Source organism: Pontibacter sp. GD13 (assembly GCF_058216355.1).
In genome coordinates this window covers 19,454-32,985 of sequence record NZ_JBYZMQ010000002.1, presented here as the reverse complement: position 1 = coordinate 32,985, position 13,532 = coordinate 19,454, and the positions used below count along the sequence as shown (strand labels likewise).

11 protein-coding genes are annotated in these 13,532 nt (G+C 50.3%); 9 read left to right on the top strand and 2 right to left on the bottom strand.

Annotated elements, in window-relative coordinates:
- The first annotated feature begins 18 nt into the window (after positions 1–18).
- From plsX to accC, 6 genes are all read left to right on the top strand, one after another.
- Positions 19–960, top strand: coding sequence for a phosphate acyltransferase PlsX (plsX, locus tag AC4BAN_RS03695; protein ID WP_490563021.1), 942 nt, complete (start codon positions 19–21; stop codon positions 958–960).
- Positions 961–1,103: 143 nt separating this feature from the next.
- Positions 1,104–2,102: a beta-ketoacyl-ACP synthase III gene (locus tag AC4BAN_RS03690; protein ID WP_490563020.1), complete on the top strand. Its 999-nt coding sequence runs from the start codon at positions 1,104–1,106 to the stop codon at positions 2,100–2,102.
- 349 nt (positions 2,103–2,451) lie between these two features.
- Entirely contained in the window at positions 2,452–3,579 is a 1,128-nt protein-coding gene (locus AC4BAN_RS03685) for a glycosyltransferase family 87 protein (RefSeq protein WP_490563019.1), read from the top strand.
- Positions 3,580–3,725: 146 nt separating this feature from the next.
- Positions 3,726–4,289, top strand: coding sequence for an elongation factor P (gene efp / locus AC4BAN_RS03680; RefSeq protein ID WP_490563018.1), 564 nt, complete (start codon positions 3,726–3,728; stop codon positions 4,287–4,289).
- A 3-nt stretch (positions 4,290–4,292) separates the two neighbouring features.
- Positions 4,293–4,772: an acetyl-CoA carboxylase biotin carboxyl carrier protein gene (accB, locus tag AC4BAN_RS03675; protein WP_490563017.1), complete on the top strand. Its 480-nt coding sequence runs from the start codon at positions 4,293–4,295 to the stop codon at positions 4,770–4,772.
- Positions 4,773–4,919: 147 nt separating this feature from the next.
- Positions 4,920–6,263: an acetyl-CoA carboxylase biotin carboxylase subunit gene (accC, locus tag AC4BAN_RS03670; RefSeq protein ID WP_490563016.1), complete on the top strand. Its 1,344-nt coding sequence runs from the start codon at positions 4,920–4,922 to the stop codon at positions 6,261–6,263.
- Positions 6,264–6,335: 72 nt separating this feature from the next.
- On the opposite strand, the gene AC4BAN_RS03665 is transcribed toward accC, so the two are convergent.
- Positions 6,336–6,908, bottom strand: a complete 573-nt coding sequence (locus AC4BAN_RS03665) for a DUF3109 family protein (protein ID WP_490563015.1) — start codon at positions 6,906–6,908, stop codon at positions 6,336–6,338.
- Between the two features lie 134 nt (positions 6,909–7,042).
- On the bottom strand, positions 7,043–8,713 hold the full coding sequence (locus tag AC4BAN_RS03660) for an ankyrin repeat domain-containing protein (protein ID WP_490563014.1): 1,671 nt from the start codon (positions 8,711–8,713) through the stop codon (positions 7,043–7,045).
- A 256-nt stretch (positions 8,714–8,969) separates the two neighbouring features.
- Here AC4BAN_RS03660 and AC4BAN_RS03655 point away from each other — a divergent pair, with 256 nt between their 5' ends.
- The 3 genes from AC4BAN_RS03655 (at position 8,970) to murA (ending at position 13,372) form a co-directional block, all read left to right on the top strand.
- Entirely contained in the window at positions 8,970–11,216 is a 2,247-nt protein-coding gene (locus AC4BAN_RS03655) for an ATP-dependent helicase (protein ID WP_490563013.1), read from the top strand.
- A gap of 182 nt (positions 11,217–11,398) precedes the next feature.
- Complete coding sequence (locus AC4BAN_RS03650) at positions 11,399–12,061, top strand: DUF4290 domain-containing protein (protein ID WP_490563012.1); 663 nt, start codon at positions 11,399–11,401, stop codon at positions 12,059–12,061.
- Between the two features lie 6 nt (positions 12,062–12,067).
- On the top strand, positions 12,068–13,372 hold the full coding sequence (gene murA / locus AC4BAN_RS03645) for a UDP-N-acetylglucosamine 1-carboxyvinyltransferase (protein ID WP_490563011.1): 1,305 nt from the start codon (positions 12,068–12,070) through the stop codon (positions 13,370–13,372).
- Positions 13,373–13,532: the final 160 nt, after the last annotated feature.

The following is a 13,532-nucleotide window of genomic DNA, read 5'->3' as shown; positions in this document are numbered from 1 at the left end:
TTTAACAACACCCACTAAATGAGGATCGCCCTAGACGCTATGGGCGGTGACTTTGCACCAGAGGCTGTCGTTAAAGGTGCGATGTTGGCCGCTCAGCAGCTCGACCAGGAAGATACCATCCTGCTAATTGGCAAGGAAGACGTGCTTCAGTCGCTGCTAAACGAATACGGTTACACTGGCAATTCAATAAAGCTAGTGCATGCCAGCCAGGTTATCGAAATGGGAGAGCACCCCACAAAGGCGCTCTCCCAGAAAACTGACTCCAGCATTGCTGTTGGCTACGGCCTGCTAAAATTGCAGAAAGCCGACGCCTTCTGCAGTGCAGGAAACACAGGGGCCATGCTGGTTGGGGCCATGTTTAGCGTTAAAGCAATAGAAGGAATCATGCGCCCCTCTATCGGGGGGCTGGTTCCGAAGCTGAATGGCGGATTTGGGATCATGCTGGATGTTGGCGCTAATGCAGACTGCAAGCCGGAAGTACTGGAACAATTTGGCGAGATAGGCTCTATCTACGCCAAGTATGTGCTGGAAATTCCGAACCCAAAGGTTGGCTTAATGAATCTGGGCGAAGAAGAAGGCAAAGGCACTGTGGTTACACAGGCAGCCCATCAACGACTCAAGGCGAACACCAGCATCAATTTTATCGGCAACATCGAAGGGCGTGACCTTTTCAATGATAAGGCGGATGTGATCGTTTGCGACGGATACACCGGTAACATCATCCTGAAAATGGCTGAGACGATCTACGACATCCTGAACGAGAAGAACATGCACGACCCTTTCTTCGATAAGTTTAACTATGAAGCAGTTGGCGGCAGTCCCATCTTGGGTATTAACGGCAATGCGGTGATCGGTCATGGCGTATCCAGCCCCCGGGCTATATGCAACATGGTCCTGCAGGCCCAGAAAATGGTGGCCTCCCGGATATCGGAACGCTTCAGAAAAAATTACAGCGAATAAAAAGCCTGCCTAAACCGGCAAAGGCAAAATTTATTGGCATAACCTGTTTCAGCTATTCTTTTTAAAGGAACTGACAGGTTATGCCAATTTTTTTTTAGTAAATTGCCCACTTCATTTATTTTCTACAACAAGAATTTCTTCACATGAGTAAAATCACTGCCGCTATCACCGGTGTAAGTGGCTACGTCCCGGAATACATACTCACCAACAAAGAGCTTGAGACAATGGTGGATACTAACGATGAGTGGATCGTTTCACGCACGGGTATCAAGGAGAGGCGTATACTGAAAGGCGAAGGCAAGGGCACTTCCCAGATTGCTGTGCCCGCGGTTAGGGATCTTTTACAGAAAACGAACACCAGGCCAGAGGAAGTGGACATGCTGATCTGTGCGACCACCACCCCTGATATGGTGTTTCCGGCAACGGCAAACATCATAACCGCCGAGGTGGGGGCAGTAAATGCCTTCGGCTACGACCTGCAGGCAGCCTGTTCCGGTTTTCTCTATGCTTTGGCAACTGGTGCCAAATTCATCGAGTCGGGGCAGTACAAGAAAATAATTATCGTGGGGGCCGATAAAATGTCCTCCATCGTGGATTATACTGACCGGTCTACCTGTATTATTTTTGGCGATGGCGGCGGCGCCGTTATGCTGGAGCCGAACACGGAGGGGTATGGCATCCTTGACCAGGTACTGAAGTCGGATGGCACCGGTGCCCCGTTCCTGCACATGAAAGCGGGAGGAAGCCGCAAGCCCGCCACCGTAGAAACCGTGCTGGCACGGGAGCACTTCGCCTACCAGGAAGGGCAGCAGGTGTTCAAGTTTGCCGTGAAAGGCATGGCCGATGTATCGGCAGAAGTTATGGAGCGCAACAAACTCACCGGCGACGACATCGCGTGGCTGGTACCGCACCAGGCCAACAAACGCATTATCGAGGCAACGGCTAACCGCATGGGCCTCAGTAACGAGAAAGTGATGCTGAACATCCAGAAGTATGGCAACACCACCAGCGGCACCATTCCGCTTTGCCTCTGGGAGTATGAAAACCAACTCAAAAAAGGGGACAATGTGATACTGGCAGCCTTCGGAGGAGGGTTTACCTGGGGTGCCATCTACCTGAAGTGGGCATACGATCCTAAATAGGATACTTTACATAAAGCAGAAAAGGCGGCCAACAAGCCGCTTTTTCTGCTTTATGTAAAGTATCAAGCTATTCTCAGCAACAGAAGATCTTGGCTCTTTTTCCTTTTGGCTGATTCCATTTTACCAAACCAGCTAACCCATTATGTAGGCAATTTTCCGGCTTATTGGCTAACTTTACCTTCGCAGCAAACGGTTGTTTTCAGGCACCAACTGTTGGTTCAAAACCATTTTACGACCTTAGTAAACCTTTATGAGAAAGCTCTTCGAGACCAAAGGTCTCTGGTTTTACTTTATACTTGTAGCCAGCCTTGTATTATTGATCGGCGAAATTATCAACAGCCGTTTCACTATGCACGACCTGGAAGTATATTACCGTACCGCTGAAAGAATGATACAGGGAGTGCAACTTTACCGTGTTGCATCCGATGGTCATTATGTATACAAATACTCCCCTACTGCCGCACTCTACTTTATTCCGTTTGCCATACTGCCCTTTTCAGTAGCAAAATTTATTTTCTGGCTATTTCTTACTGCGTTAACTGTTCTAGTGCTTAATGTGCTATTTGAGCTTGTAACATCTGCATCCGATATATCGGAAAGAAACAAAAACATACTGTTAATCGCTTTCCTGGCTGTTGGAGCACATGTGCACAGGGAGTGGCACCTGGGACAGGTAAATTTTATTTTACTCTCCCTATACGTATTTTTCTTAAAATCACTACTTAACCAGAAACAACCTGTAGCAGGTAGCTTGTTGGCTGTAAGCCTGTTCTTAAAACCGTTTGGCTTGATTTTCTATCCCTACCTTGCCATCAAAGGTCAGTACAAAGCTATTATGTTCTCGCTTGCCGGGATTATAGGTTTAAGTTTGCTCCCGATGCTGTTTTATCCATCCTGGCTACAGTTCAGCCAGCTTAACCAAAGTTGGATAACTGAACTTTCGATTGAGCTGGGTGCCAAACAGGACCTAATGGCAGTTGCAAATCATACGATCTTCTCGGTTCTGGCACGCTATACCCCTATTCAGTTTTTTATACAGACTGCAGCTGCAATTAAAATTTACCAATTGCTACTGCTCCTAGCTATCGGGCTCTTGTTCTTATACTTTGTTCGGATGGGTAGAAAAGGGCATAACAGTCAGGTAGCTGAGATAGCTTTTCTTACAGCCCTTATTCCTATGTTCGCGTTTACAAGCCAGAATGCATTTCTGTTCGCGCTTCCGGCTATCGTTTTTGTATTGTTCCACTACCCAACGTTGTCCACTACAGGTAAGGTGATGGCAGCAACGGCATGTGTTTTAATTGGGGCAAATATCAGAGATCTGATGGGCTCCAAACTCTACAATGTTTTTGAGGGCGCATCTGTCTATACTTTTGGAGCAGTATTGATACTAGCCCTGCTCGTCACGATCAGAAGCAGACAGCAAAAACGCAATACACGTTCTTATCGGTCTGACAAAAATATTATGCATGCATAACTACCTGAAAGAAAGGCAGGATTAGCCCCCAAATTTGTTGGCTTTTTAAAAACAAATTAGGCAGAATACCGAATTTTGCTTGCAAGGCAGCAATTTGAGCTATACTTTTACCCTTTAATATTTCTATCAAGATACAACCATACTCTATGGCAACCACAGCTGATATTAAAAACGGTGTTGTGATCGAATACAACAACGACCTTTATCAGGTAACCGACTTCCAGCACGTAAAGCCAGGCAAGGGCCCCGCATTTGTAAGAACTAAGCTTCGAAATATCAGGACGGGCAAAGTGTTGGATAACACATTCTCGGCCGGTCACAAGATCACGACTGCCCGCGTTGAGCAGCGCCCTCACCAGTACATCTACAAAGATGACATGGGCTACAACTTTATGGACATGAACACCTTCGAGCAGGTAACCCTGAACGAGGCGATGGTTCCATTTGCGGATCTGATGAAGGAAGGCCAGGAAGTTACCATTCTTTTCCATGCCGAAACAGAGTCGCCGCTCACATGCGAGATCCCTCCTTTCGTAGAGTTAACCATCACTTATACAGAGCCAGGCCTCAAGGGCGATACCGCCACGAATGCCTCAAAACCAGCCGTTGTAGAGACGGGCGCCACCATTCAGGTGCCTTTGTTCATTGGTCAGGATGAAAAAATAAAAGTAGACACTCGTACATATTCATACGCAGAGAGAGTTAAATAACACATGAAAGCCAAAGAAATCCAGGAACTCATCGACTTTATCGCCAAGTCAGGCTTGAATAAAGTTAACATCGAAACAGAAGAATTCAAGATCTCGGTAAAGCGCGATCCAGACCAGAAAGTGAAGTACATGAGCCAGCCGGTTTCCGCTGCTCCTGCCCTTCAGGCCCCTGCCCCAGCGCCGGCACCAGTTGCCACACCTGCAGCACCTGCAGCGCCGGCACCCGTGTCTGACGACAGCAAGTACATCGCCATCAAAGCGCCCATGATCGGAACCTTCTACCGTTCTTCCAGCCCGGAATCCCCTGTTTTTGTAAACATTGGTGATGAGGTGAAGAAAGGACAGGTGATCTGCATTATAGAGGCCATGAAACTGTTCAACGAGATCGAGTCTGAGGTATCAGGTAAGATCGTAAAAGTGCTGGTAGACAACGCAACGCCTGTAGAATATGATCAGCCGTTGTTCCTGGTAGATCCGAGCTAATGTGCTAATTATTTCATGTGCTGATGTTTTCGTTAAGCAGGCAGGCTGATGCAAACCGCATCCCTGCTGCTTACTTCTGGCATCGGCACATTGCTTTTATAGCTGCATTAGCGCCTTCATACATTTTTTAATTAGCATTCTGATCTGATGTTCAAGAAGATATTAATCGCCAACCGTGGCGAAATTGCCCTACGTATCATCCGGACCTGCAAAGAAATGGGTGTAAAAACGGTAGCTGTTTACTCCACTGCCGACAAAGAAAGCCTGCATGTGCGCTTTGCTGACGAAGCCGTTTGCATTGGCCCGGCACCAAGTGCCTTGTCTTACCTCAACATACCCAACATCATTGCCGCTGCAGAAATAACCAATGCCGATGCCATCCATCCGGGCTACGGTTTCCTGTCTGAGAACGCGGATTTTTCGCGCATCTGTGCTGAAAACAATATCAAGTTTATCGGTGCCTCCCCGGAAATGATCAACCAGATGGGTGACAAGGCTTCGGCCAAGGCAACCATGAAAAAGGCCGGCGTGCCTACCATCCCTGGTTCTGAAGGCTTGCTCAAGTCTGTGGAGGAAGGCAAGAAGCTGGCCCAGAAGGTTAAATACCCGATCATACTGAAGGCAACCGCCGGTGGCGGAGGCCGTGGCATGCGCATCGTGCGCAACGAATCTGAGTTTGAGAAAGCCTGGAACGATGCCCGCACTGAGTCTAAGGCTGCTTTTGGAAACGACGGCATCTACCTGGAGAAGTTTGTGGAGGAACCCCGTCACATTGAGATCCAGCTGATCGGTGACCAGCATGGGCAGGTAGCGCATCTTTCTGAGCGCGACTGCTCTATCCAGCGCCGTCACCAGAAACTAGTGGAAGAAACCCCTTCGCCATTCATCACAGATGAGTTGCGCGATAAAATGGGACAGGCAGCTATTGCCGGCGCCAAATCGATTAATTACGAAGGTGTAGGCACCATTGAGTTCCTGGTAGACAAAAATCGTGACTTCTACTTTATGGAGATGAACACGCGGATACAGGTAGAGCACCCGATTACTGAGGAAGTAATTGATTACGACCTGATAAAAGAACAGATAAAGGTAGCTGCAGGACACAAGATAACGGGCAAGAACTATTATCCTAAAATGCACGCCATCGAGTGCCGCATCAACGCCGAGGATCCCAGCAACAACTTCCGCCCTTCTCCGGGCAAAATAACCACCCTGCACACCCCCGGAGGCCACGGCGTACGCGTGGACTCACACGTATACTCCGGTTACACCATTCCGGCCAATTACGACTCTATGATCGCCAAGCTGATCGTGAGCGCGCAAACCCGCGAGGAGGCGCTGGTGAAGATGAAACGTGCTCTGAGTGAGTTTGTGATTGAAGGGGTGAAGACAACGGTGCCTTTCCATTTAAAACTGATGGATGATGAGGGCTTTAAAGCCGGAAACTTCACCACGGCTTACCTGGATAACTTTGATTTCAGCAGCTTGTAAGTTCAAACTGCCCCTAAACAGAAGACCCCGGCTACCTGTAGCCGGGGTCTTCTGTTTAGGGGCAGGCAGGTGCTACCCCTCCTCCCCTTTTTCGATCATTGTCTCCAGCTCCTTATACCAGCCTTCGCCATACTTTCGGATGAGCGGCTCTTTTAGGAACTGATAGACACGAACTCCCAGGTCCTTGCCGAAGTTGCAGGCGGCGTTGCAAATACCCCAACGATCGTAGTTCAGGGCTTCAAAGTCCTCGTACTTTGTGATGCGGATGGGATACAGATGGCAGGAGATCGGCTTTTTCCAGTCTATTTTGCCCTCGTAATACGCCTGCTCAATGGCACATTTCAAGGTATTATCCGCATCGTAAATGGCATAGGCGCACTCTTTGTCCCCGATGGTTGGGGTTGAGAAGTCGCCTTCGAAGTCTTGCACGTACAGGCCCTGCTGCGCAATTGCTTCCCTGCCTGTATCCGACATGTAGGGCTTTATCTGCTCGTAGTCCTGCTGGAGCAGGTCGAGTTCTTCATCCTCCAAAGGAGCCCCCAGGTCGCCTTCCACACAACAGGCGCCTTTACATTTTTCCAGGTTACAGACAAAAAACTGATCCCTGACATCGTCACTGATTACGGTATTCTGAAGAACTATCATACGTAGATATAAAAAATTCGGAAAAAGAGAGCTTCTCCGGTAGGTCAATAAGGAGACAAAAGTATACAGGAAATAGTTTAGCATGCCCTTGCAATCCGCAGAAATCGGGGTTAACCGACAGTTGCAGCTCCGTTTTACTGCTGTTTCTCAGGAGACCCAGCTGCCAACAGAATATTCTGAACGTTGTCGTGTTTCGTATAGTCGATGGCTGCCTTGCCCGACGCATCCCTTAGTTTAGCATCGGCGCCTGCCTGAAGCAGGGCCAGAATGATCTCGTAGTTCGCGTTGATCTCGCAGGCCAGGATCAGCGGGGTCTTGCCATCGTTATTGCGAACGTTGGGCTTTGCGCCCGCGGCCAGTAACCTGCCCAATTCCATAATGCCAATGTGCTGCCCGATGGTAGCCTGAAGGGCCCTGGCCAGCACCGTGTTCCCGTCATTGTCTTTGATATTCGGGTTGGCGCCATGGCTTAAGAGCGTATCCAACAGGTCTACCTGCTCCTGCTCGTACAGCTCCGACCTAATCCGGGCACTGCTTACCAGGTAATGCAGGGCAGTTTTACCATCTACGTCCCGGTCGTTAATGTTGGCCCCCTTCCCTAACAGCATGCTTACTGTTTTAAGGCGCACTTCCGGCTCGTAGGCCACGCCGTAATCCTCGAGCAGCAAAGGGATGTACACCGTGTGCATAAGCGGGGTGCGTCCACGCAGGTCTGTTAGGAAATCGTCGGGAATAGCCAGTGTATTGGCATCTCCTCCGGCTTTTAAGGCGCGCTTGAGCATATCAGGGTCTCGGGTAATAGCTGATATAACCACCTTCTGATCCGGGGTTTGGTTGATATACTTGAGCTGATCATAGGCATTCATACTTCCTTTCGCCACCGCTTTGCGATAGAGTCTGCGGGCTTCGTTCAAGTTCACTTCGCCCACGGTGCCCTCTTCGTGCAGCAGGGCCATAGTGTACAAGGCCTCGCGCTCCCCAGCGTCTACACCTTTTCGCAGCCAGTAAACAGCTTTCTCATTATCCTTTTTCACACCCTCCCCATTCAGGTACAGGTTAGCCAGGGAAGTGTAGGCATTCACATCCTGGGCTTCGGCAGCCCTGTTCAGGTAATTAAACGCCAGGCCCTTGTCTACTATCTCACCAAAACCGGTGTAGTACATGCCCCCGAGTATACGGTTGCAGAAAGCATCTCCCACCACCGCTTTTTCCCTGATCTCGATCGCTGCCGTGCGAACGTGCTGCATAAAGCGCCGCTTATCTTCCTGCGACCGCACAACTGTTTGCTCTGCAAGGCCCAAATGCCCGAGCACGCTGCCTTCATCAATCGCTTTCTGGTAATAAAACGCCGCGGAGTCCTGGCTGGCCGCAAAGTACTGATCCGCATCCCGAATCTGCCGTATCGTATCAATCTGAACAGAATCATACTTCAGTTCGCGGTATTGGTGCATGCGGCCAACAAAATAAAGCGCATCTTTATCACCCTGGTCTATGGCCTCTCTGAATTTAGCGTAGGCCTCCGGAAACCGGAGCGCTGAATAATAGGCCATGGCCTCATCCATGGCCGGTGTGCGCCAAACGCGCTGCTTCACCTGCGGGGCTGCAGCGGCTTTGGATACCGGCCGGTTGCTGGCAGTAGCTGTTCTGGTACCGGCGGGCTTCTTTACGGCCTTATTGGCTGCAGGCGGCTTTACACCGGTTCCCTTTGTCTGTGCCCAGCCTGTCAGGCTGGCCAGCAAGAAAACCACAAGCAGCACGCGCACTAAGGCCACACCCGGGCCCTTTCTTATAGAATGAGGTATCAAAATCGGTACATTTAGGTTCTTATACGGCTGTAAAACTACAGCTATCCACGCTTTAAATCAAAAACCGGGCAAATTCTTAACCATTTTCAATTTATTGAACAAAAGATAAACGCTTTCCGGTGGGTTCCTGTTCATAAGAGAAGAATTATCTTTTATAAATAAGCCTCCTGCCTGGCAGCAGGCACATGACATGTTCAGAAAAAGGATTTGTATTCGTACCTTGCATAGATTTTAAGACGCACGCGGAAGAGAAGAAATGGATTATATCAGTTTATTGAATGAGTCGCAACGCGCGGCAGTGCTGCACACCGAAGGACCCGCCATGATAATTGCGGGAGCCGGCTCGGGCAAAACCAGGGTGTTAACCTACCGGATCGCGCACCTGATCAGCCTGGGGGTGGATCCCTTTAACATACTCGCCCTGACCTTTACCAACAAGGCGGCCAAGGAAATGCGCCACCGCGTTGAGAAAGTGATCGGCAACGAGGCCAAAAACATTTGGATGGGCACCTTCCACTCCGTGTTCTCGCGCATACTTCGCGCCGAGGCCGATAAGTTAGGCTACCCCAAGAGCTTTACCATTTACGACACTGACGACTCCAAAACCCTGCTGCGCAACATTGTGAAGGAGATGAACCTGGACGATAAACTCTACAAGCCCAACGTGGTGCTAGGCCGTATCTCGTCCGCTAAGAACAAGCTGATCTCGGTAAAACAGTACCTGAACGACCCGGTGATACAAGCCGATGACGACGCGGCGATGCGCCCCAAGATCGGCAAGATCTATGAAATGTACCAGAGCCGCTGCTTCAGGGCAGGCGCCATGGATTTTGACGACCTGCTGTTCAACACGAACGTGCTTTTCAAGGACCACCCCGACGCGCTGAACAAATACCAGCACATCTTTAAGTTTGTGATGGTGGATGAGTACCAGGATACCAACTACTCGCAGTACCTGATCACGCGGAAACTGGCTGCCCAGAATAGGAACATTGTAGTGGTAGGCGATGACGCCCAGTCCATTTACGCCTTCCGGGGTGCCGATATCCAGAACATACTCAACTTTGAGCGCGATTACCCGGAACTGGAGGTATTTAAACTGGAGCAGAACTACCGCTCCACCAAAAACATCGTGAATGCCGCCAACTCGGTGATCAAGAATAACACGGCGCAGCTGCGCAAGGATGTTTTTACCGATAACGAGCAGGGCCCCCTGATCGAGGTGATAAAAGCCAACTCCGATAACGAAGAAGGCAAGCTGGTGGCCACCACCATTTTCGAGGAGAAAATGAGCAACCACCTCTCCTACGACGACTTCGCCATCCTGTACCGCACCAACGCACAGTCCAGGGCCATGGAAGAGGCCCTGCGCCGCATGAACATCAAGTATAAGATCATTGGCGGCCTCTCGTTCTACCAGCGCAAGGAGATCAAGGATTTGATCGCCTACCTGCGCCTGACGGTGAACCCGAACGATGAGCAGGCCCTGCGCCGCGTGATTAACTACCCGAAGCGCGGCATTGGCGAAACCACCGAGCAAAAGCTGTTTGTTACCGCTAACGACACCAACCACTCGGTGTGGGAGGTGGTGCAGAACGCGGGGCAGTTCTTAGGCAACCGCGTGGGCAACACCATCGAGAACTTCTCCGTCATGATCCGGGATTTTGCCCGCATCGCCGAGAACTCTGATGCCTTTGAGGTTGCCAAGCACATTGCCAAACACTCCGGCATTGTGGACGACCTTTACTCCGATAAAACAGTGGAAGGCCTGGCCCGTTACGAGAACATCCAGGAGTTGCTGAACGGAATAAAGGAGTTTGTGGATGACCCGGAAAAAGAGGACAAAAGCCTCGACTCCTTCCTGCAGGACATCGCCCTGATCACCGACGCCGACACGAAAGCCGATCTGGACGGAGAGTTCGTCACCCTCATGACCATTCACTCGGCCAAAGGGCTGGAGTTTAAGAACGTGTTTATTGTGGGCATGGAGGAGAACCTTTTCCCCAGCCAGATGATGCTCAACTCGCGCGCCGACCTGGAGGAGGAGCGCCGGCTGTTTTACGTGGCCATTACCAGGGCAGAGAAAAGGCTGTATTTAACCTATGCTACCAGCCGCTACCAATGGGGCAATTTAAGGTCCTGCGAAAAAAGCCGCTTCCTGGAGGAGATAGACCCTAAGTACCTTAATTTTAAGTACGGCGACTCCTCGACGGGCGGCAGCGTGCTCGACAGGGTGTTACAGCGCAAGAGCAGTATCAGCAGCCTGGTTACGCCCCCGGCACGCAAGCAGGTGGCCAGCAACTATACCGCCCCAGCCGATTTTAAGCCCAGCGACACCTCGCAATTAGGCGAAGGCATGAAAGTGGAGCACCCTAAGTTCGGGTTTGGCGTAGTAAGCAAGATAGACGCACAAGGCAACAGCGTGAAAGCCGTGATCGACTTTGAGGAGGTAGGCGAAAAAACGCTTTTGCTGAGCTTTGCCAAGCTGCGCATCCATAGCTAACGCTTTGGGAAAATGGGGAAACCGGCAGGCTGCCACCAGGCACCCTGTGCAGCGGGTAAAAAGATTTATGCCACCTGGTGCAGGATATTACATCACTTCAGCGTCTTAATCCGTAAATCTTAACTTATATATTACGCGAAGTGCGCATATATTTCTAAATTTGAATTCATACACAATATATAATGGAAGCTAGTACCACTTTTAAGCAAGATCTGTTGCTGCGCGAATACGGCCGTAATGTGCAAAACCTGGTGAATTACATTACACAGCTGGAAGACCGCTCGGAGCGCACGCGCCTGTCGCAGTTGCTCATTAACCTGATGGCCAAGCTCAACCCACAGCTGCGCGACACACAGGATTACCAGCAGAAACTTTGGAACCACCTGTATGTGATGTCCGATTCTAAGCTGGAGGTGGACGCGCCTTACCCGCTAAACGCGATGGAGTACCTGAACGACAAGCCACAAAAGATGGATTACTCACTGGTGACCCCGCGCTACAAGCACTATGGCACCAACGTGGAACTGCTCATTCAGAAAGCTACTGAAATTGAGGACGAGCAGGAGCGTGAGGGCGCAATTATTGCGGTAGGCAAGCTGATGAAAACGCTGTACCGATCGTACAACAAAGAAAGCATCACAGACGATATCATTCTGAATGATATCCGCCAGCTGTCGAAAGGGGCACTGGACATGGACCTGAGCAAAATTGAAAGCAATAACCTGTTTGAGTCGAACGGAGGCAGGGCACCCCAGGAAAGCCCCCGCAACCAGCAGCAGAACCGCAGCAACGAAAACCGGGGCAGAAAAAACCCCAGGACTACTTCAAACCAAAGAAATAAATAGTACTAAATGGCTTCATTCGAAGTAAGAGGCGGCCATAAGTTAAAGGGCGATATACAGCCACAGGGAGCTAAGAACGAGGCCCTGCAAATTCTGTGTGCCGTCCTGTTAACCTCAGAGCCTGTCATCATCTCCAACATCCCCGATATCAGGGATGTAAATAAGTTAATAGAGCTCCTGAGCAACCTGGGTGTAAGCGTAGAGCGCAACTCTACGGATACTTATACTTTCCGAGCCGACAACATTGACCTGGATTACCTGAACACCGAGAAATTTGTGGAGCAAGGGCGTGCCATACGCGGCTCCGTGATGATTGTGGGTCCGATGCTGGCCCGTTTCGGACAGGCTAAGATGCCAAAGCCAGGGGGCGATAAAATTGGCAGACGCCGGCTGGACACGCACTTTATTGGTTTTGAGAAATTGGGCGCCACGTTTGAGTATGATTCTGACGAGAGTTTTTACAACGTACGTGCGGAGCAGCTGAAGGGTGCTTACATGCTGCTGGATGAGGCTTCGGTTACCGGAACCGCCAACATTCTGATGGCCGCCGTATTGGCAGAAGGCACCACCACCATTTACAACGCGGCTTGCGAGCCTTATGTGCAGCAGCTTTGCCGCATGCTCAACCGCATGGGTGCCCGCATCAGTGGCGTGGGCTCTAACCTGCTGGTAATTGAGGGCGTGGAGAAATTGGGTGGAACAGCGCACCGCATGCTCCCCGACATGATCGAGATCGGCTCCTTTATCGGGCTGGCCGCCATGACGGGTTCAGAGATCACGATCAAAAACTGCCACATACCAGAGCTTGGCCTGATCCCGGACACGTTCCGGCAGCTGGGCATTAAAATGGAGTTCAGAGGGGATGATATCTATGTACCGGAACAAGAGTACTACCAGGTAGAGACCTATATCGATGGCAGTATACTGAACGTATCGGACCATACCTGGCCCGGCTTAACCCCAGACCTGCTCAGTGTGGCCCTGGTGGTTGCTACGCAGGCAAAGGGCACTGTGCTCATTCACCAGAAAATGTTCGAGAGCCGCCTGTTCTTCGTAGACAAGCTCATCGACATGGGCGCGCAGATCATACTTTGCGACCCGCACCGCGCCACAGTTATCGGGCTTAACAACCAATTACCCCTGCGGGGCATCCGCATGACCTCCCCTGACATCCGGGCGGGGGTTGCCCTCCTGATCGCGGCCCTGTCAGCGGAAGGCAAAAGCATCATCGACAACGTAGAGCAGATCGATCGGGGCTACCAGAACATCGATGGCCGGCTGAATGCCATCGGCGCCCAGATCAAAAGAATATAAAGCTAAAATAGTCTAAATAAAAAGAGCACCCGATGAAGGTGCTCTTTTTATTTGGAGAGATTTATAGAAGTAGCTCAATAAAACCAAATAAACATACAGTAAAGTATATAATAATTTATATTATCTAATATTCATAGTAGTTTTAGGTCTTGTAAACCTT

Bases quoted from the DNA above. Each gene is read 5' to 3' on its own strand.
- plsX (WP_490563021.1), top strand. From the start codon at position 19: ATGAGGATCGCCCTAGACGCTATGGGCGGTGACTTTGCACCAGAGGCT.
- AC4BAN_RS03690 (WP_490563020.1), top strand. From the start codon at position 1,104: ATGAGTAAAATCACTGCCGCTATCACCGGTGTAAGTGGCTACGTCCCG.
- AC4BAN_RS03685 (WP_490563019.1), top strand. From the start codon at position 2,452: ATGCACGACCTGGAAGTATATTACCGTACCGCTGAAAGAATGATACAG.
- efp (WP_490563018.1), top strand. From the start codon at position 3,726: ATGGCAACCACAGCTGATATTAAAAACGGTGTTGTGATCGAATACAAC.
- accB (WP_490563017.1), top strand. From the start codon at position 4,293: ATGAAAGCCAAAGAAATCCAGGAACTCATCGACTTTATCGCCAAGTCA.
- accC (WP_490563016.1), top strand. From the start codon at position 4,920: ATGTTCAAGAAGATATTAATCGCCAACCGTGGCGAAATTGCCCTACGT.
- AC4BAN_RS03665 (WP_490563015.1), bottom strand. From the start codon at position 6,908: ATGATAGTTCTTCAGAATACCGTAATCAGTGACGATGTCAGGGATCAG.
- AC4BAN_RS03655 (WP_490563013.1), top strand. From the start codon at position 8,970: ATGGATTATATCAGTTTATTGAATGAGTCGCAACGCGCGGCAGTGCTG.
- AC4BAN_RS03650 (WP_490563012.1), top strand. From the start codon at position 11,399: ATGGAAGCTAGTACCACTTTTAAGCAAGATCTGTTGCTGCGCGAATAC.
- murA (WP_490563011.1), top strand. From the start codon at position 12,068: ATGGCTTCATTCGAAGTAAGAGGCGGCCATAAGTTAAAGGGCGATATA.